17 protein-coding genes are annotated in these 20,057 nt (G+C 38.1%); 2 read left to right on the top strand and 15 right to left on the bottom strand.

Annotated elements, in window-relative coordinates; genetic code table 11:
• Positions 1–1,209: 1,209 nt before the first annotated feature.
• A complete protein-coding gene (locus J7E32_RS05130) occupies positions 1,210–1,689 on the top strand; it encodes a toll/interleukin-1 receptor domain-containing protein (RefSeq protein ID WP_286182734.1) in 480 nt (159 codons plus the stop codon).
• 311 nt (positions 1,690–2,000) lie between these two features.
• On the opposite strand, the gene J7E32_RS05125 is transcribed toward J7E32_RS05130, so the two are convergent.
• The 15 genes from J7E32_RS05125 to J7E32_RS05055 form a co-directional block, all read right to left on the bottom strand.
• A complete protein-coding gene (locus tag J7E32_RS05125; RefSeq protein ID WP_214904592.1) occupies positions 2,001–3,947 on the bottom strand; it encodes an ATP-dependent nuclease in 1,947 nt (648 codons plus the stop codon).
• A 399-nt stretch (positions 3,948–4,346) separates the two neighbouring features.
• Complete coding sequence (locus tag J7E32_RS05120) at positions 4,347–4,574, bottom strand: hypothetical protein (RefSeq protein WP_214904589.1); 228 nt, start codon at positions 4,572–4,574, stop codon at positions 4,347–4,349.
• 467 nt (positions 4,575–5,041) lie between these two features.
• A complete protein-coding gene (locus tag J7E32_RS05115) occupies positions 5,042–6,058 on the bottom strand; it encodes an ABC transporter ATP-binding protein (RefSeq protein ID WP_214904586.1) in 1,017 nt (338 codons plus the stop codon).
• A 29-nt stretch (positions 6,059–6,087) separates the two neighbouring features.
• A complete protein-coding gene (locus J7E32_RS05110; RefSeq protein WP_192472140.1) occupies positions 6,088–7,005 on the bottom strand; it encodes an ABC transporter permease in 918 nt (305 codons plus the stop codon).
• A 3-nt stretch (positions 7,006–7,008) separates the two neighbouring features.
• Entirely contained in the window at positions 7,009–7,938 is a 930-nt protein-coding gene (locus J7E32_RS05105; RefSeq protein WP_214904583.1) for an ABC transporter permease, read from the bottom strand.
• Positions 7,939–8,037: 99 nt separating this feature from the next.
• Positions 8,038–9,693, bottom strand: coding sequence for a peptide ABC transporter substrate-binding protein (locus J7E32_RS05100; RefSeq protein WP_214904580.1), 1,656 nt, complete (start codon positions 9,691–9,693; stop codon positions 8,038–8,040).
• A 243-nt stretch (positions 9,694–9,936) separates the two neighbouring features.
• Positions 9,937–11,301: an MATE family efflux transporter gene (locus J7E32_RS05095; RefSeq protein WP_413632720.1), complete on the bottom strand. Its 1,365-nt coding sequence runs from the start codon at positions 11,299–11,301 to the stop codon at positions 9,937–9,939.
• Positions 11,302–11,330: 29 nt separating this feature from the next.
• Positions 11,331–11,669, bottom strand: coding sequence for a metal-sensitive transcriptional regulator (locus J7E32_RS05090; RefSeq protein WP_192472109.1), 339 nt, complete (start codon positions 11,667–11,669; stop codon positions 11,331–11,333).
• A 12-nt stretch (positions 11,670–11,681) separates the two neighbouring features.
• Positions 11,682–12,314 (bottom strand): NAD(P)/FAD-dependent oxidoreductase, encoded by a 633-nt coding sequence (locus J7E32_RS05085; protein ID WP_286182731.1) that lies wholly within the window; start codon positions 12,312–12,314, stop codon positions 11,682–11,684.
• A 16-nt stretch (positions 12,315–12,330) separates the two neighbouring features.
• Positions 12,331–13,335 (bottom strand): ABC transporter ATP-binding protein, encoded by a 1,005-nt coding sequence (locus J7E32_RS05080; RefSeq protein ID WP_214738070.1) that lies wholly within the window; start codon positions 13,333–13,335, stop codon positions 12,331–12,333.
• Complete coding sequence (locus tag J7E32_RS05075; protein ID WP_214738068.1) at positions 13,328–14,296, bottom strand: ABC transporter ATP-binding protein; 969 nt, start codon at positions 14,294–14,296, stop codon at positions 13,328–13,330. Before J7E32_RS05075 ends, J7E32_RS05080 begins: the two co-directional genes overlap by 8 nt.
• A 3-nt stretch (positions 14,297–14,299) precedes the next feature.
• A complete protein-coding gene (locus tag J7E32_RS05070) occupies positions 14,300–15,157 on the bottom strand; it encodes an ABC transporter permease (RefSeq protein ID WP_214738066.1) in 858 nt (285 codons plus the stop codon).
• Positions 15,150–16,127, bottom strand: a complete 978-nt coding sequence (locus J7E32_RS05065; protein ID WP_214904568.1) for an ABC transporter permease — start codon at positions 16,125–16,127, stop codon at positions 15,150–15,152. The genes J7E32_RS05070 and J7E32_RS05065 overlap by 8 nt, the downstream gene beginning before the upstream one ends.
• A 69-nt stretch (positions 16,128–16,196) precedes the next feature.
• Positions 16,197–17,993: an ABC transporter substrate-binding protein gene (locus tag J7E32_RS05060; protein ID WP_214904566.1), complete on the bottom strand. Its 1,797-nt coding sequence runs from the start codon at positions 17,991–17,993 to the stop codon at positions 16,197–16,199.
• A 22-nt stretch (positions 17,994–18,015) separates the two neighbouring features.
• Positions 18,016–18,768 (bottom strand): PIG-L deacetylase family protein, encoded by a 753-nt coding sequence (locus J7E32_RS05055; protein WP_214904563.1) that lies wholly within the window; start codon positions 18,766–18,768, stop codon positions 18,016–18,018.
• Positions 18,769–18,970: 202 nt separating this feature from the next.
• Here J7E32_RS05055 and J7E32_RS05050 point away from each other — a divergent pair, with 202 nt between their 5' ends.
• The gene (locus tag J7E32_RS05050; RefSeq protein WP_286182730.1) at positions 18,971–19,912 is read left to right on the top strand and encodes a plastocyanin/azurin family copper-binding protein; all 942 of its coding nucleotides are present in this window, start codon (positions 18,971–18,973) and stop codon (positions 19,910–19,912) included.
• Positions 19,913–20,057: the final 145 nt, after the last annotated feature.

Genomic DNA, 20,057 nt, shown 5'->3' with positions numbered 1-20,057 from the left:
ATCAAATATAGGAGATAATATCGATTGTACTTATTGTCCTCACTATTCGGGCTGTTCCCGGAATAACTGAATAACTTACTTTTTGTAATAAAAATGTTGGCCGCTACTGGCTGTAATAAACCTTACAGTTAGCCGCCACTCTATCCTTCTATGCACATTTGTATCTATCTATAGATTATTATCAGTATGAGTATTGGGGTGGATAATACTTGCAATTGGATCTAGTAAAATTTATCCTTCTATCTAAATGATTTATTTGAACTTCTTTTCCCCATCACTGGGAGCGTTGAAAGAGAAATCCAATATATAATAGGCTGGACGAGTTATGCCAAATCATATTAATGGTTGGACTACAAGCCAGTTATCACCTTGATCTTACAGATCTACATTAACCACTTTTCCTTCCTGGTACATTGAAATCAAAAAAAAGCGTAACCCGTTAAAAAACTAAAGGGTTCCGTTTTGAGGAAGTTTTCTAAAAATACGTGCCGAAATGACAGTTGTATTGCATCGTTATTTATATATAAAAAAGTAAAACTCGCCATTTAATTGGCGAGTTTCTTTATTAGGAATACCAAAGCCTTATTTAACTAAAGCACCCGTTCAGCTTAAGTACAATATTTCACATTCTTTATGACACCTTCAGAAACTTAAACCCTTAAATGTGTTATCCATGCCAAAAGACGCCTTCTTATTCAAGAAAAGCGCCCAATAATGGAATAACAAGATAGTGACTACTACCTTTTGCTCGTTAAACTAATGTTTCCTGTAAGCGTGGTATGGATAAAAATGGAAATTAATGCATATTAGTTCTCTTTGCTAACATCCAATGCCCTGAGTTCAAATTTTACAGGAAAGATTTTCCCCATAGGCTCTCAAAACAACAGTTACTTACTTTCCATGATGAAAGGTAGGGTAGCTTAAATATTCTGTCTTTTATTGGTAAAAAGTGATATAATTTGTCAGAACTATTCAATTAATTAGGGAGGTAGAAACATGGTTAGATGTACAGCTCCAGTAAGGGGACATAGCTCAGCGAGTGCCGCAGCCAACTGTCCAGCATGTAGAGGGCGTTATGGGGGCTACAAGTCGTACTCGTACTCGCCCCCTTCTTACTCCTCGTCCCTGACAAATGGGAGCGTCCGAAGCAGCGGCGGAGTTTCCGTCCGCAGTTCAAAACCCCGCTGGTCAGGATCAGGTTCTGCCATATTGTACACACCTGAAGAAGTTCGGGCACTCACACCAGTCCGCAACAGCGTCGAAAACCTGGCAAATCAGCCTGACCTTCGGGACGTCTTCCTCTGCCATGCGTGGGACGACCGGAAGGGGGCAGCTAAGGAGCTGCACGATCTGCTTGAGTCACACGGTGTCTCCGTCTGGTTTAGCGAGAAAGACGTTGGCCTCGGTGTGCCGTTACTTCGCGCCATCGACAAAGGCTTGGCAAACTCACGAGTTGGGATTGTGCTGGTGACCCCTGCATTGCTACGCCGCCTCCCAACAGAGGGCATCGCCGACAAAGAACTTTCGGCACTCCTCGCGGGTGATCGGCTCGTTCCGATTGTGCACGCTACAACGTATGAAGCTCTTCGCGAAGTCAGTCCCTTACTCGGATCGCGAAGCGGTCTAAACACAGCAGAAGAGCCAATGGCAGAAGTAGCGGCCAAGCTCGCAGAGCTAGTCGCCCTCTAAACTCTGTTGGCCTACCGAAGTTTACTGTTCAGATGGGCTACATGGACTCGGTTACTTGACGAACGCGGTTGTACCTATGGTTAAACCCACTGCAATTGCATTGGGTTTTTTCTTTGTCGGGAAGGAATAAAGTTTTCTGCAACTGACAGCTTCGAACTAAATGCTCCGTTTGCTCAATAAGGAAATTCAAGAAAAGAGGTGGCTAATTCTTCTTGGAGCAACCCATCCGTTACATTTAGTACACCCCTCTTCAGCATTTTTAAATGTTTTTAATATAAAAAAGAAGAGTAAAACTACTTTCTTTTTGTCTGTTATTGCACTTGTTTCTGTGGAACTAGCTCTGTAATAATTTCTTCGACCACGTTTATTATATCGCTCATTCTTGTTTCTTTGAGCAGCATAATATCTAAAGTTTCTACTATCTTTATTATAGGGTCCTCCAAAGCTACCCACTCTTGTATCAATTTGTTTCTTGTTGCTTTAACTGATTCGCTGGCACGATAATGTGTATCAAGAATATAATTTATTGCTTGTTGAGGCCTATCTAAATCACTAAACATAATCTTAGGTTTAAAATATGCTTTGAAGTGTTGCTTCTTTCCGAAACTATTTTGCCTTAATAAGGCTAAGGCTGTTTCATAGGCAAGAAAGTAACAATCACATAATTCCTTTAGATTTTCAGATCCCAACTTTGGAAATACTGTTGATAATATGATCGGATCCAAAAAGTAAGATTCAATGGCATATTCCTGGAGAATTTTTATTCGTCTTTCATCAATCGTTACCCCATTATCAGTACCTTTTTTAACTAGTGAAGCTTTTCTAGTTGGTATTTCTTCTCCGTCAGAGTCAGTTATCACCCAATATGGAGTTTTAACTACATCTTTATGTAAAATCTTAGCGTTGGCATAGAAATCCATTTTGTCATAACCATCTGTTTGGATAATATCAATCTCTTTCATTGTGAAATCGCCGTCTAAGCCCATATTTGTTGCTACTTTGTTAATTAATGCACTGAATAAATTGTTATCGTCTTTTCCCTCTACGAACAATACAGCATTTTTATTTAGTATATCTGATACTTGAATACCAAGCTCTTCAATAATGGTGGTTGCTGTAGCATCCATAATACTCGATATTCCACCTACCTTATTTATACAATGAATATTTTGCTGGTCAATCTTGCTAATAATAATTGGTGAGTGGGTAGTTAACAATACTTGATTTTTCTTACTTATTTTTACCAAAGTATTAATCATTTTACGTTGAAGTGAAGGATGCAAGTAAACTTCTGGTTCTTCAATTAGTAAAATCAAATTGCTGTCACTCATCATTTTTATATAAGTTTGTAGGATGGATAAAATCATCATACTTTGAAGTCCAGTTCCACAAGATAATATATCAATTTCCTTATGGGGCATATCCCTATCAATAAGTACTGTCTTGTATTTAAAATCGAATTTAAAACTTTCTTCAATTTTGACTTTAACAGAAAGCGTATCAGTACTGATTGCTTCCTGAAAGTGTGTAGTTAAATCGGTTGATAAATTTCGGCATTGTTCCTCTTCATTAGTTGATATCAGTGCCTTTATTTCTCCATAAGTTAATTTATCTCGTGAATTAGGAAGTTTCACGAAATTTTCCTCTTCCTGTTGCTCTTGTAATAATGAAATTAGTTCTTTCATATTGGATTTAGTTCCAGCAGTAGTTTCTTTATCGGGTGTTCTTATAGCAGATATTACCTTAATGGGGGGAATTAATTTACAAAAATCGTTTTTTACCACGGTGGAGTCATTTGATAATTTGTATAAACTGTTTCCACGCCTGGGCTTAATTAATTTAATTAATATACTGTCATTCTGATCTAAATCGAGACAAAATTTTTCAGTTGTTTCTGCAAACTTTTGTACTCGCTTTTCCTCCAACTTACGCAGTTCCCTTTCTTCTAGGGTCTGGTTACCTACATTCTCCATAATTTTCATCATTGTTTTGTTATACATTGATTTGTAATTAAAAAAACGTTCAATGTCTTCATTAATGATATTAGAGAACAGTATGCTTATTTCTATATTGTCATCTTTTCCCATATGAAAATCGTCATCATTAATTGTTTTGTCTCCATAAAAGCACTGAATTGCATCCAATAGAGCTGATTTACCATAATTGTTTTTTCCAACGATAGCAGTTAGGTCATCAATATTTGCAATGATGTGGCTAATTGACTTATAATTCTTGACCTCTACTCTACTTACTTTCATTTCCATTCCTCCCCACTTTTCTACAAGATCTTCCATCTTTAATTATAAAGGAAAATTTAGTGAATAAATGGAGATGGTAAAAAATGTTGTTATATATACATAAAAATAAAAATCTCTTTTTGTTGGCCTTTATTTAAGTAAACTGCATCTTTAGTTGAAGAAGGATCAATAAAATTGATACTCAACACAGAACTGAAATTTACAGATGTTTTGACTAACACATATTGTCCATCATAATAATGATGTCAATTTATATGTCAAAGTTAAAGAAATCCCGCGGAAACCTTTATAAATAAAGAAAAAGACGTATGCCATTTCATACGTCAATTTTTGTGTCATTTATTGTAAAAGCACCTGTAAACGGAACCCTTTATTAAAAAACTGTCTCGCATTCATCGCTTACTTTTCTGCCAGGATAATTTCCTTAAAGTCTACTTGTTCTAGTAGGTTATAGCATTTATAGGAACCATTATTCTCAAACACAACAATTGCCGGATCTTTCCCAAATGGCTCCCATAAAAAGACTCCAGCTCCCTCACCCCAGCTTCTGCATTCACCGTCAAGGAACATATCCCCTGCTAACAGCCCAAAAACCATTTCGCCGCTTTTCTCCAGTTTAATGAACATTTCATCAACCCTCTCATTTTCATTCTACTTTGATATTAATGTTTAATTATGTAGAAAAAATGGAGTGTCTGAGTTTCTGTACCCTCCTTGTGGAGTGTAGGCCAGACTGTTTGTGGAATCTAAGGCGTGAATGTCCTAGAATACTGGTTATATTTATCGTACCTACTTGCAAATTCATAATATGAGAATAGTGCTACACAAAGGCAAATGGCCACTTGAGTGTTTTAAGATAGACTAATCTTACCTAGTAGGATTCCATCTTCTGAGAAAGAATGTATTCCCCACAACGGATAATGAAATGAGTACTCTTCCTGCCCCTGCAAGAATGGGATACAATAGCACGACTACTATGACAGATATCAACCACGATATTTTAAAATGAGTGGGGAGTCATTGCTTAAAAAAGAAAGGATATCAATCACCTTTGCTTAGATAAGAAAACAGAGAAAAAAACCCTTTAAGTAAACTCACTGATGAAAATCGTTATATTGAATGTCATCTACTTTTGGCGCTCTTTGATCCATCAACCAACAAACAGAATGATGTGTACTTGATAGGATGGTTTTATTAGGTTGATACAAATCACATACCTCCATTGCAAACTGACATCGCGAAGTAAAAGCGCAACCTTTTGGAGGATCATGCAAGTCTGGGGGAGTCCCTTCAATCACGGTTAATTGTTGGTTTTTTTCTAAATCAAGATGAGGAACTGATTCTAGCAATCCAATCGTATAGGGGTGTTTTGGATTATAAAAAATTTCGTTTTTCGTTCCACTTTCGACTATTTTACCGGCATACATTATATTCACTCTATCTGAAAACCTTGCAACCACACCTAAATCATGCGTAATAAGAATGATCGCCATACCCATTTTCTCCTGCAGGTCTTTTAATAAATCCAAAATCTGTGCTTGGATGGTTACGTCAAGAGCTGTTGTTGGCTCGTCAGCAATTAACAGATCAGGTTCGCAAATCAAAGCCATTGCAATGGCAACTCGCTGCCTCATTCCTCCACTTAGTTGATGAGGATAGGTTGTACAACAATATATAGGATCCGGGATTCCAACTAGACTAATGATTTCAATTGCCTTTTCATGAGCTAACTTTTTACTATAGCCTTTATGAACGATTAGCCCCTCAGCAATTTGGTCACCCACCTTCATTGTCGGGTTTAAGGAAGTCATGGGATCCTGGAATACCATACCGATCTTTGCCCCCCGGATTTTGGAAAGTTGTTTTTTCTTCATTGTTGTGATTTCTTCCCCATTAAATAAAATGGACCCTGATGGGATGGAACATGTTTTCTCAGGAAGAAGTTTCATAATACTTTTTGCAGTAACTGATTTACCCGATCCAGATTCTCCGACAATTGCGAGGACTTCCCCCTTGTTCACATGAAAGGAAACCCCACGGACAGCGTAGATATTCTGTTTTTTTGAATGAAAATGAACTTGCAGGTCATTAACTTCTAGTAATTTTTTCACATTTATCACCCTTTCATTGAGTAAAAGAGTTATTTTCTGAATTTCGGATCCAGTGCATCCCTCAGACCATCACCCAATACATTAAATGAAAACATCGTTAAAGAAATAAATAATGCGGGAAAAAACAACCTCCATATTTCACCTGTTAATAAAGTGACGAGACCTTCTGATGTCATCGTTCCCCAGCTCGCAAGCGGTACAGGAACACCTAGTCCAAGAAAGCTTAAAGTGGCTTCCGCAAAAATTGCACCAGGAACAGATAATGTCATGCTCACTATTATAGGGCCCATAGCATTTGGAATAAGGTGCTTAAACAAGACCCGAAAAAAACTCCCTCCTAATACTTGGGATGCCAATACAAATTCAGATTCCTTCAATCTCAGTATTTCACCGCGAACTAGACGCGCCATTCCAATCCATCCCGTTGCAGCCATGGCAATTATAATAGTGAGTAATCCAGGCTTTAATACGACCATCAATAAAATTGTCACCAGCAAATGAGGCAGTCCATAAAGTATATCTACGATTCTCATCATCACTTCATCAGTTTTTCCGCCTTTATACGCTGCGATTCCTCCCCATATAATTCCGATTATTAAATCCAAAACTACTGCTGTTATACCAATAAAAAGGGAAATCCTTGCTCCTACCCAGGTCCTGGAAAATAAATCTCTACCTAAATCATCCGTTCCAAACCAATAGTCAAATGATGGAGGGAGATTGGAATTTAGCAGATTTTGGTCTGAATACGAATAGGGAACCAGCATTGGACCTATAATTGCCATTACAATCAAACCAATATTAATGGCAAGTCCAGTCATAGCAAGCTTGTTTTGTCTCAGAATGCTTATTGCATCTATCCAAAATGATTCACTAGGTTTACTATCGGCCTTTTCTTCTTTGTTTTTTTTCTTTAGAACAAAAAGATCGTCTGGCACTTGCTGCATCATCTATCCCCTCCTTTTGATAAGTTTTATTCTTGGATCGATCAGGACGTATGCAAGGTCGACTAATATAATAAAGAATATTAATATAGCACTATAAAAAACAGTCGTTCCCAAAATTAATGGATAATCTCTATCAGTTATGCCCTCAACAAAATATTTCCCCAAGCCTGGAATACCGAAGATTTGTTCTATGACAAAGCTTCCAGTCAATACTGTAGCTGTAATGGGACCAAGTATTGTTACAACTGGAATCATTGCATTACGAAGTACATGTCTAAAAATTAATCTGAAACCAGTCACTCCTTTAGCTATGGCAGTTTGAATATAATCCATCGAAAGTACTTCTAAAATACTTGATCTAGTGAGTCGTGCAATATAGGCCATCGGTGTCACCGCAAGAGCAATGCTTGGCAAAACGGAGTGTTTCCATGTACCCCATGTTGCGACAGGGAACCATTGCAGCTTTATAGCAAAAAAATTGATTAATATTGTAGCAAAAATGAAGCTGGGGACGGAAAGGCCAAGTATGGCAATAATCATCGAAAAATAGTCAATTGCACTATTGTGACGAAAAGCTGCGAGAATACCTAAAACGATTCCAAAGAATGCAGCTATGAGAATGGCTTGAATACCTATCCTGGCCGAAACAGGAAATCCGTTAGCAATTAATTGGTTAACTGTCTGGTTATCCCATTTGATTGAAGGACCAAAGTCCATCAATAATGCTCCCTTTAGATATTTAAAATATTGTATAAACAAGGGATCATTAAGTCCATAATGCTCTTTTAAGTTTTCAACTACCTGCTCTGGAATACGATTTTCACTTGTAAAAGGATCACCGGGTATTGCGTACATCAATAAAAAGGTAAGCGAAATAATGACAAATAAAGTTAAGATAACACTAATAATTCTCCTGGTAATAAATTGCCGCATATTCCCCCTCCTTTATGATTTTAAGCAAAAACAACTGAAAAAGTGTACTCATTGTACACTCTTTCAGCATTCTAGCCGCTTAGCGCGCCACCATTTTTACTACTTAACACTCGCCTCCCGGAAATCAATTGCCTGAATTGTATACTGATAGACTCCTTCGATATAGTCCTTTTGCAAGTAAACTTTTGTACGGTAATAAAGTGGGGAAATTGCCATTTGGTCTATTAGAACCTTTTCAGCTTCGACCAAATACCCCGCTCGCTTCTCCAGGTTCAATTCCGCTTCTGCTTTTTCCATTAATTGATCGTAATCAGGAATAGAAATGTTGCTATAGTTATAGACATCCCCACTCATGAATTGTCCCATTAAATTGCTTGCATCATCATAGTCTGCGCCAGTACTGTACAAAGCTAATTGGTACTCACCGGCTTGAACATTTTGAACAAATACCTTACGTTCCATCGTTTGGAGCTCTGTATCAATTCCTAAGTTTTTCTTCCACATTTCCTGCATTGCTTGAGAAAGTTTATTGTAAGTATCGTCTGTATAAAAAAGCAGATTAATTTTTGGCAATGTAGAAAGTCCCAGTTCTTCGAGTCCTTCTTTCAGAAGTTGTTTTGCTGTGTCTAAATCATTATCCTTAAACAAGGAGTCTCCAGCTAATTCCCTGAATTCTCCTGCACCACTACTCAATCCTAATGGTATTAAACCAAGAGCGGGAACTTCTCCTCCCTGTGTCACTTTTTCGACCAAAAGTTTTCTATCAAGGGCAAGACCTAATGCTTTACGGATTTTTTCATTTTTAAAAATTCGATCCTCATGATTAAATCTTATATAAGCTAAACTTGCGCTTGGCGCTGTTTTTGCTTCACCTGAAGCGATTAATTTACTTCTTATTGAATTTGGGATATTGGCAGAAAAATCGAGCTCGTTCGATTGGTACATAGCATATTCAGTATTTTGTTCATTCACCATTACCCACTTTAACTTTTCAAGCTTAACTACATCATTGCCCCAATAATTTTCATTTGGAACCATAATTAATTCTTGGCCGTGTTTCCAACTCTCAATTTTAAAAGGTCCGTTAGAAACAAAGGTTTCAGCTTCAGAAGCCCACTCTGGATTTGCCTTATCCGTTTTTTCATGGATCGGTAATAATGTAAAGAAAGCAGTTAAACCTAAGAAAAAGGAAGTAGGTTTTTCTAAAGTAACCTCCAGTGTATACTCATCAATAGCCTTAACTCCCAGCTGTGCCTGATCCTTTAATGAACCTTCATTGTATGCTGCTCCATTTTTAATAAAGAACAAGTTACTGCCAAGAGGTGAAGCTACTTCTGGACGTAAAACCTTCTCCCACGAATAGACAAAATCCTTAGCAGTCACAGGGTCACCATTTGACCATTTAGCATTCTTATTAAAATAGAAAGTATAAACAGTTCCATCATCAGAAATGTCCCACTTTTCTGCGACACCAGGAACTATGTTTCCTTCTTTGTCCAATCGGACCAAACCCTCGAATAATTGATTTGAAATATCCCCTGCAGTCTGGTTATCAATCAGTGCTGGTTCAAGACTAGGCGGTTCACTTAACGCATTGACTGTGATAACTTGCTCTTTATTAGAACTTCTTGTTTTTTCTTCATTCTTTTCTTTATTTGCAGGAGTATTAACTTGACTATTATTACAGGCACTAAATACTAATATCAGTACACAAAGTAAGCTGAAAAATGATAAGCGTTTCCCATAATTAAGCATTGTGTTTCCCCCTATTATGTTCTAGACCCGAAACCTCATCAATCCAAGTAAACCTCTTGATATCTATAAGCAAAACCTCCTACTGTTCTCAATATACATTACCCCTCTATAGTATATGTGGGTGCATCATTAAAATAACTTTTAATAACCATTAAAGGATGGTCAAGAAAATATAAATAGAATTTTTAAAATTAGAATTGTAGGTTAATACATACAGCGATAAATAAGCTTATAAAAATTGATTTAGTTAATCCCTAAGTTTTTTTCTTCTATTTTTTTAAAGTGTTTTTTAAATTGATAAAACAAAAAAGCTCCCCTTGTATATAAATCAATCGCGATTGAAATCCATATTCCCGCTATCCCCATGCCGAAATGTATTCCAAAAATATAAACTCCGATTATCCTAATCACCCACATGCCAAGTGCGGTGCTGTACATCGGACTTTTTGTGTCGCCGGCCCCCTGAAGTGCACCTGCTAAAACTAAACCCACTGCCAATGCAGGCTGTGCAAAAGCATCAATTTTTAGCGCGGTTACAACCATGCTTCTAGCATGTAGGTCTGTAGTAAACCAGGAAGCAAACCATGGAGATAAAAAGAACAACACCAAGCCAATTAATGACATAAATCCAATTGCTAACCCCGTAGTTAAAAAACCAAATTCATATGCCTCCCTATACTGTTTAGCACCGATCCTTTGGCCAACAAGGGTAGTGGCTGCTATTGCAAGACCGTAACCCGGCATATATGAAAATGTTTCAATATTCCCTGCAATTGTGTGGGCAGCATACGTTTCTGCCCCTATTTTCACGATCAGGCCAAAATAAACCACCTGGCCAAGACGCATAATTAGTCTCTCAATTGCTGCAGGTGCAGATAATGTTAAGATAGCAAATAAATCTCCTTTGGAAGATTCGCCAAAGAAAGAAAAAGAAACCGGAGATTTTTTTATATGATGATACAACGCAGCTGACCCCAAAAGCCTTACAATGACAGTGGCCCACGCGGCTCCAGCTAGACCAAATCCATCCAACTTAAATATGCCAAAAATCAGGACATAATCTAGACCAATATGAATTAAGTTGATCCACCAGCTTACTTTCATAGGTGTTTTAGTATCCCCAGCAGCCCTTAATATGCTACCAAAATTGAACATCAATGAAATAAAGACAGATGGAATTCCAACAATCTGTAAATATATGGACCCATCTCTTAAAACATCTGATTCTGCGCCCATCATTTTAAGCAACGGCTCACTAAAAAAGACGGAAATGATACCGAAGATCATTCCCGCCAAAATAGAAATAAAAGTGGATTGCCTGGCAATCGATTTTGCTTTTTCGATGTCTCCTGATCCGATGCTCCTGGCAATTAGCGAAGAAGTTCCCACCCCTATTGCCATAAAAATAGCAATATAAACGGCTAAAACTGCATTCGCTATCCCAACAGCTGTCACTTCGTTTAAACCAAGTCTGGCAACAAACAGGGTATCCACAAAACCTACCACCATTTGTAAGGTATTCTCAACCATAGCTGGAATAGCTAAAGCTAAGATGGTGCTAACCTTTTGTTTCGTACTTTGTATACCCGCCGTCTCTTGTTGAGCCACCGAAAATCCCTCCCGGTTTTCTTTCTCTCTTACTTTTTCAGCAATCTCTGGAAGGTAACTAGGACCTCATCAATGACTTCAGTATCTCCTTCATTTATCCTTTCTAGGACGCAGCTTTTTAAATGTCCTTCAAGAAGAAGACTTGCAACGCTGTTTAAAGCAGATTGGATGGCGGATAATTGAGTTATCACATCGTCACAGTAGGTATCATTTTCAATTAATCTTTTAACCCCGCGAATTTGTCCTTCAATCCGATTTAGCCTTGAATCAAGGTTCTTTTTTATTTTTTCTGAATGATGGCTCTTTCTATGATTTGTAGAGCAACCAGTGGGTGGCAATACTTGTTCATTAGCCGCCTCTACACCCATGCCCATTCCCCCTTATACCTGACTTATATTTTCAATTAGCTCTTCCTTTCCGAATCTCTTTAAAAATTTATGGAAAGGCTCTCGTTTCTTTCCTTTTTCCCCATATACCCTAATAATTTCTTCGACTGTAGTATAAAGTTCTTCAGGATTTAGATTTTCCTTAAATAAGCTTCCTGCCTCGGCATCCTCTCCTTTTGTTTTCCCGCCAATATAAAGATTATATTGATTCCCATTTATTTTCATAACTCCAATATCATTAACCAAAGGCTCTCCACAGCCAACAGGACAGCCGGTGTATGCTGGTTTTAGGGTAAACGGAACAGGTTTTCCGGCAATTCTCTTATTAAGTTCGATTGCGACAGGCATTCCCTCTTCCTCTGCACCTTTACAAAAGTTGCAGGTTCTAAGGCTCTTTACAAAATTGCCGACTGGGTAGCATTGTAACCCGACCGACTCAAAATCCGTAATAATTTCATCCTTTTTACTGTCAGGAATATCAATATAAAGCTGCTGGAAGGTTGTAAGCTCTAGCTCCTGGCTGTCCTCCATATATTTTGCAAGTATTCGAAGCTGATTAGCAGTCAGTTTGGACCCGAAATCAATGCCACCATTAACAGCGACTTTTATTTTCTTTTCGTTGTTCAATTTAAAACTCCCTTTCCTAAGAAGTTTTTTCAAGTAAATTACTATGGCAGTGACAAGATACTGCATGGCCTGCGCCTAGAGATTCTTGTTTAGGCATTTTACTGTTACAAATATCCTCCTGGTATGGACATCTTTTTACAAATGGGCATCCTGCTGTCTCTTCGGTTGCATCCACTTCACCATCTAGAATTAACTTTTCTCGATTTTGGATAAAGTAATTTAGATCTTTCACTACCGAAACTAGTGCCTTTGTGTAAGGATGTGAAGGCGATTGAATGATTTTCTTGGTGGGCCCGACCTCGATGATTTTACCCTGGTACATGACAGCAATGCGGTCACACATATAACTTGCTGTCGATAGGTCATGTGTAATCAGCATCATGGTCAAGCCCATTTTCTTCTTAAGTTCGAGAAGGAGGTTTAAAATACCTGCTCGGACAGAAACATCAAGCATAGAAGTAGGTTCATCAGCTGCAATAAACAGTGGTTCCAGAATCACAGCTCTTGCTATAGCAATCCTTTGCCTCTGCCCGCCACTAAGCTGATGTGGAAACCTCTCCATATAGTCTTCAGCCGGCCTCAGCTCAATTGATTCAATAGCCTCTTTGACCCTTCGGACTTTCTCATCATATGGCAGGTGTTTTTCGTGGGCATTGATTGGTTCCATTAAAATGTCCATTATTGTCATACCAGGATTGAGAGTATCATATGGATCCTGAAAAATCATTTGCATTTTGCTTCTCAGCTTGTTTGTCTCTGAATCAGTTAATTTACATAAATCTCTTCCTTCAAAAAGGATTTCCCCGCTGGTTTCCTTCATCAGGCGCATCACCATTCGCGCTGTTGTAGTTTTTCCACAGCCGCTTTCCCCGATGATCCCTAGAATTTCCCCTTTTTTAATCTCAAAGCTAACGTTATGGACGGCGTAAACATTTTGCAATTTCCGGTTTAAAATCGATCCAGTTTTCTTCACAAACGTTTTCTTCAAGTCTCTTACTTTCAGTAAAATTGAATTATCCATTTTCCTCCTCCTCAAGAAAGCATGCGGAAAAGTGACCATTTTTTACTTCCCTGAACTCAGGTGTTTCTTTTCTGCAGCGGTCAAAGGCAAACGCACATCGAGTATGAAACCTGCAACATTGTGGGATGTTTACTAGATTAGGGACACTGCCTGGTATCGAAATCACTTCCCGATCAGGATCGGACAGGTCAGGAGTCGCTTGTAATAAAGCCTTTGAATAAGGATGTCTTGTATCATTCAATATATCCTCTGTTGATGCAAGCTCAACAATTTTCCCTGCATACATGATTGCAATTTTGTCGCAAATAGCAGTAACCATCGGCAAATCATGTGAAATTAGTATTACTGATAAATCCATCTTTCTCTGAAGGTTTTTAATTAATGCTATCACCTGTGCCTGGGTTAATACATCTAGTCCTGTCGTTGATTCGTCGGAAATTACCAGTTTGGGAGAACAAGCAAGAGACATGGCAATGGCAACGCGCTGCTTCATCCCTCCGCTGAATTCGTGGGGATAGCTTTTCCATCGGTCACCATCGATACCGACAAGCTCAAGTAGGGTCTTCGTCCGTGCCAGTGCTTCTCTTTTGCTTACTCTTTCATGGAGCAAAATGGCTTCCATAATTTGATCGCCTATTGTATAAACGGGATTTAGTGCATTCATCGCACTTTGTGGTATGACAGAAAGATCCTTCCATCTTAAAGAATCTAGTTCAGAATCGGAGGCTTTAAGCAAATCCCTACCATTTAAATGAACACTTCCAGCCACCACTTTTCCGGGAAACTCTATTAATCTTAGAATCGATTGGGCAACGGTCGTTTTCCCGCATCCCGACTCTCCAATCAGTCCAAGCATTTCTCCCTCTTCAACAGAGAATGAAACGTTTTCTACAGCACGGGCAATTCCCTTTTCGGTTTTAAAGAAAGTCGAGAGGTTCTCAACAGTTAATACAGCAGTCATATGCTAACGCCCCCTTCTCAGTCGCGGATTCATAACTTCTTCCAATGAATAGCCAGTAAAAGCAAATCCTATTACCAATGTGGTGATGAGTAAGCCAGGAGGAAGTATCCACCAGATCCATGCATCCGTCAAGAACGCTCCCCTTGCCTGGGCATAATATAAAATCGTTCCCCAGCTCTTAGTAAAAGGGTCTCCTAGACCCAAAAAGCTTAGAGAGGCTTCAATTAAAATAGAATGACTTGCTGCTAATACAAATTGGGAAAGTGCAATTGGGATAACACCAGGCAAAATATGCCGGCCTAATATGACCTTAATATTTGTGCCGATTGATTTGGCGGCTTCGACATACCCTTTTGTTTTTAGCGTTAATACCTGTGATCTTATAACCCTTGCTGGACTCGCCCAAGAAATTAAGCTTATAACCAAAATGATATTCCAAAAACTTGGACCAATAAAGGCTGCCAATAAGATCATAAGAGGCAAAAATGGGATAACAAGAACAAGGTCTACTAATCTCATTAAAAGAGCATCTACTTTTCCGCCGTAATACCCTGATATTACACCGATAAGGCATCCAAGAAGAATCGAAATAAAGGCAGCAAGGACACCAATTAATAATGAAATTCTAGTACCATACAGCAATTCACTTAAAATATCCTGTCCTACGTCATTGGTACCCAGGAGAAATTGGCTGTTAGGTTTCGTAAATGGTGTTCCCACACGTTCAGTCGGATCAAATGGTGCAAGTAAAGGAGCGAAAACAGCTATCGCCAAAAATATAATCAAAAGTCCTAATCCGACTATACCGATATTATTAGATGTAAGTACATGCCAATACTTTCTCCATTTTTTATTACCCATTTCGGCTTCCCACCTTCGGATCAAGTAAAGGATATAGTAAATCCGCCAAGAAATTGGCAATGACAACACTGAAGGTAATAATCAGGAAAGTCGCCTGAATCAGTGGGTAATCTCTGCTTAGGACTGATTCAAACATTAATCGTCCTACACCCGGGTATGCAAAGACCGTTTCTATTACAGTTGCCCCGCCCAAGGTAAACCCTAAACTAAGCATAAATACAGTAGCCACCGGAAGCAAAGCGTTTCTCATGGCATGCTTATACTTAATAACTTTTTCTTTTACGCCCTTTGCTTTGGCCATCATAATATAGTCTTCCCCAAGAACATTTAGCATCGAATATCTCATAATCATGAAGGTGCTTGTTACTGAGATTAATATAAGAGTTGTTAATGGTAATATAAGGTGTCTACTAATATCAATGAATCTATCCATACCCGAATAGTTCGACCAGGCACTTTCAGCTCCGAAAACGGGGAGCCATCCTAATTGAGCTGAAAAAATAGAAACTAAAATCATACCGACCCAGAAGGAAGGCATTGCACTTAGAAACATAAAAACTGTCAATAAATTCGCATCAGTTTTAGTCCCTCTGCGCCAGGCTGAAATGGCTCCAAACATTACTCCTAGAATGGTTGAGAGGACAAGACCGAGCCCTGTTAGAAGCATTGTCCAAGGTAAGCGCTCCATAATAATCTCCGAAATCGGTCTTTTTTGCTGATAGGAGAAACCGAATTCTCCTGTCAGAATATTTTTTATATAAGTAACGTATTGTTCAAATATGGAATCATTAAGTCCATGCTTTTCCAAGATTGCTTCTTTCTCAGCGCTGGACATTAATCCAACATCTTCACCTGCCAAAAATACGAGGGGATTGCCTGGCATTAGCCTAGGCAGAAGAAAGTTCAATGTCAGCATTAAGAAGATAACAATTGTGTATTGCAAAAGCTTGCCTGCCATAAATTTCCCCATTATTCTGCACCTCCTGCTAGTTTAGGAAAAAATCCCGTAAAAAATTTTACGGGATAGATCCTTTATTCCTTAAAAATCAAAATCATCCTTATCGTTCGACTTCTTTTTCCTTTTTAATAAGAAGAAAACTATAGCTGCTATTACGATAAGTACGCCAAAAATTAAAATCCCGTTATTATTTTCTTTTACTGAATTGCTGTCATTAGACGTTTTTTCATCAGAAGATTTACTTTCCCCACCGGAATTACTGTTATTCCCAGCAGCATCTTCACTTCTTTCCCCAGAGACAAATGACAACTTATTGATTATCCCTTTTCCTGTTTGGAAAACAAAACCATCATATTTTCCAGGGTTATAAGCATTGACGATTTCCTGATAATAGAGAGTAATAATTGGTGCTTCATCTGCTACCATTAATTGCAGATCATTAATAAGCTCTTGTCGTTCCGTCTCATCAAATGTCGCTCTTAGTTGGTCCGACAGAGCATCAAATTCTTTGTTTTTATAACCACCGATATTTACAGCACCAATTGCAGGATCTGAATAAAACAACTCGACTATCCGATCAGGGAAAAGCTGCATCGTGTTTGACCAGCCGAATACTCCCATATCAAAGTTTCTTCCCTTGCTAACATCGTAGTCAGGCCACATTAAACTAATTATGGTTGTGTCTTCCATAGCTTTTACAGAATTTTTAATGCCTATCTCATTTATAGCTTCAGAAATGAGTTCTGCTACACGGATTCTTATTGGATTGTTTGAGTGGACTAGTGTGGTGAAATTTATTTCATTACCTTTTTGGTCTTCCCTGAAACCGTCTCCATTGTTATCCTTGAAACCTGCTTCATCAAGGATTTGCTTTGCTTTTTCGGGATCGAAAGAAGTTTTCACTTCACTGTTGTAAGAAGGTGATGATGGGTGAATAAAACCTGGGCTGCCGACTTCTGCAAATCCTAAAAGCACGATATCAACTAGACTTTTTTTATCTATTGCAAGATCAATTGCCTGTCTGAAAGGCTTTTCTGTCATAGGATATTTTTCAGAATTTAGCTGGAATAATGTGGTACTGAATCCTGCTCCACGTGAAATCTTTAATGAGGGGTTAGACTCAAATTGGCTAACAAGCTCCGGAGATATATTTGATGAGATCGCATCAATTTCCCCTGATTTCAATGCATTGTAGAGTGCTGTAGTATCTTTGATGATTGGAAATATGATTTCTTGAATAGGCGGAGCTTCTTTAAAATATTCCTTGTTGGCAGTCATTTTATAATATTGGTCAGCCTTATGTTCACTTAAAATGTATGGGCCGCTGCCTATTGCATTGGTTTCACTGTCAGGCGTGGATATTTTTGACCAAATATGCTCAGGTAATATTGGTACATCTGCAAGGGGTTGAATCAAAAAGTTTGGATCAGGTTTCGAAAGAATCATAGTAAAGTCTGTTTCGTTTTCAACAGTTAATGAGGCAACGTTTTTAAGAGGGTTGGTAAATCTGGATTTAGGATATTTAATGAAATAATCTACAGTAAACTTAACATCATCAGATGTAAGCATTTCACCATCATGCCATTTTATATTATCGTTCAGCTTAAAGCTATACTCTAATCCGTTATCACTGACTTTATATTCTTTAACAAGCCAAGGGACTGGTTTATTATCTTTATCTAATTGTAAGAGAGTGTCATACAGCAGACTTACCAAGTCAAGACCTGGATAACCGGTTTGGTAAGTATAGGGGTTTAACGTGCTTTCATCACTAAGAATCCCGATTTTTAGTGATTCTACTTCTGATTTAGCGAAACTGTTTCCTGCTGAAGAAAAAACAAAAAGAGTAATTATTATAAGTGATATTAATTTTCTCATTCTCTGGCCCCCTTTTTAATTGTTATACAATTAATTCCTGTAAATGGAAGTTACCTTCTCTTCGATAGGCTTCAGCAAGAGCAAAATGTCCATGTGTTGCAAGTCCATGATAAACATGAACAGCTTTATCTAGAACTTGATGAATAGCTCTTCCTTTTTCCTGAAAGTTGGTTAATTTTGAGAATCCAGGATACAGAATTTCAGCTGCTTTCGGATCAAGCATTTCATCAAAATGCATGCCACTGAATTCTAATTGGCTATCAAGCATATCCATTGCACGTTCTTTTTTCTCCCATACTTCTGTAATGTCAACGACAGTATTAGGATGGTGCGGTGTCATGTAGTAAATAGTTGGAATCGGATGAGGTTCTAATCCTGGAAGTTCATCTAAAGCAAAATCTCTGCTCGAAAGGGCGATTGCCTCGAGAAGCAATGTCATTGCCGGACGACGGTCGGGGTCCAAATCGTGAAAGGAATGTTCGGGATCTTGGGTAATAATGATGTCAGGTTTAACCTCCCTTATAATTTTCACAATTTTCTTCTTGGATTCAACGCTCAAATCAACAGTACCATACTGGAAATTCAGGAATTTAATATCCTTTACTCCTAGTACTTCTGCTGCATTCCTAACCTGTGGTTGGCTAGTTTCCCGGCACAGCATGATGGATGCAAATGATTCTCCACCATTTAGAACGTTCTTAGCCAATGCACCTCCGCACTCTACAACTTCCATTCCATAGACCCCAAGAAACAATATTTTCTGTCCTTTTGCCATTCTATTCCCTCCTCAAATGTACTTTACCCCGCTACGGTATATTCATGGAGTAATTAAAAATAATCTTACTACCATACTAACCTTTTGTAAATACTAAATATTTAGAATTTTTTAATAATTATTCTTAAATAGAATTCTTTTTTTAAGAATGGCTTGTCTAGGAGTGACATATGATGTACCAAATAAAGGAGGTCGAAGATGAATGAACGAATTTCACTATTTTGTTTTAGGGACACTATTACTTGTGACTCTAATTTCCATCATACTTTCATACCAATATAGAACAAAGATGAAGAGTATGGCATCCATGGTTATATCTATGGCTATATCAATGAATATTGGTATAACCTCAGGGATTCTTTTTGGGTTTTTAAATCAAGGAGATTTATTCCTTTCTTCCCTTATTTCCGTATTGATTGGAATTTCGGTAGGTATTGCTGCAGGATTTGCATTTGGGATACTCCCGGTTATTGAGGGATCTATGGCTGGAATGATGGGGGGAATGATGGGTGCAATGCTTGGTGAAATGATTTCAAGACTCCAAGCAGTTTCTCTTCTAAATATATTTTTGACTATTACTGTCTCTACCTTATTCCTGTATTTGATTCTTTCCCAACAAAAAGCAACCAAAGATACTAGAGTTTTTACCAGTTGGCTTTTAAAGCCAATCTTTACATTCATTGTTTTAGTAGGATACTTTTATTTTGGCAACCAATTAAATAAAGAGTCGGTTATTTCAAAAGAATCACCAATTCATGAGAACCATTCCCAAATTACTACTGATGACAAGGATGAGCAATTAAACCGAATAACTATTCAAGTTAACCCATCAAAATTTTCCTATTCTCCAAGTAAAATCAATTTGTCAAAAAACAAAAAAGTCTTACTTACCTTTACTAATCACGACTCCATAGAGCATGATATCGTGATAGTAAAAATGCCGACATTGCCTAATACCGACCAGGAAAACATCACATCACATGGTTCACATGATTCACATGGAGATGGACTACATTTACATGCTAGTCCACATGAGGAGGGAAACATTTCTTTTACTCCTACTGAAACTGGTTCATATGAGTTTTATTGTTCCCTGCCAGGACATAGAGAGAACGGAATGGTCGGAATTATCGTAGTTGAGTAAGTAAGTTAATTCATTTTCAATTATGAATATAAGAACTTGAATCCTCACTAAATATTGATGAATACGGTTTGACCCGTTGATGCGATACCAAAATTCTTTGCGTCATCTCCTTAATTGAAATTAATAAATATGTAATTTTCTTATT

The sequence above is a fragment of the Bacillus sp. ISL-55 genome (assembly GCF_018613155.1).
In the GTDB taxonomy this organism is placed as follows: Bacteria; Bacillota; Bacilli; order Bacillales; family Cytobacillaceae; genus Mesobacillus.
This window is presented reverse-complemented; position numbering and strand designations above follow the sequence as displayed.

Excerpts from the sequence above, each read along its gene's own strand:
- J7E32_RS05055 (WP_214904563.1), bottom strand. The coding sequence starts at position 18,768 with ATGGCAAAAGGACAGAAAATATTGTTTCTTGGGGTCTATGGAATGGAA.
- J7E32_RS05090 (WP_192472109.1), bottom strand. The coding sequence starts at position 11,669 with ATGGGTGTAGAGGCGGCTAATGAACAAGTATTGCCACCCACTGGTTGC.
- J7E32_RS05060 (WP_214904566.1), bottom strand. The coding sequence starts at position 17,993 with ATGAGAAAATTAATATCACTTATAATAATTACTCTTTTTGTTTTTTCT.
- J7E32_RS05100 (WP_214904580.1), bottom strand. The coding sequence starts at position 9,693 with ATGCTTAATTATGGGAAACGCTTATCATTTTTCAGCTTACTTTGTGTA.
- J7E32_RS05125 (WP_214904592.1), bottom strand. The coding sequence starts at position 3,947 with ATGAAAGTAAGTAGAGTAGAGGTCAAGAATTATAAGTCAATTAGCCAC.
- J7E32_RS05110 (WP_192472140.1), bottom strand. The coding sequence starts at position 7,005 with ATGCAGCAAGTGCCAGACGATCTTTTTGTTCTAAAGAAAAAAAACAAA.
- J7E32_RS05075 (WP_214738068.1), bottom strand. The coding sequence starts at position 14,296 with ATGACTGCTGTATTAACTGTTGAGAACCTCTCGACTTTCTTTAAAACC.
- J7E32_RS05105 (WP_214904583.1), bottom strand. The coding sequence starts at position 7,938 with ATGCGGCAATTTATTACCAGGAGAATTATTAGTGTTATCTTAACTTTA.
- J7E32_RS05050 (WP_286182730.1), top strand. The coding sequence starts at position 18,971 with ATGAACGAATTTCACTATTTTGTTTTAGGGACACTATTACTTGTGACT.
- J7E32_RS05065 (WP_214904568.1), bottom strand. The coding sequence starts at position 16,127 with ATGGGGAAATTTATGGCAGGCAAGCTTTTGCAATACACAATTGTTATC.
- J7E32_RS05120 (WP_214904589.1), bottom strand. The coding sequence starts at position 4,574 with ATGTTCATTAAACTGGAGAAAAGCGGCGAAATGGTTTTTGGGCTGTTA.
- J7E32_RS05070 (WP_214738066.1), bottom strand. The coding sequence starts at position 15,157 with ATGGGTAATAAAAAATGGAGAAAGTATTGGCATGTACTTACATCTAAT.
- J7E32_RS05080 (WP_214738070.1), bottom strand. The coding sequence starts at position 13,335 with ATGGATAATTCAATTTTACTGAAAGTAAGAGACTTGAAGAAAACGTTT.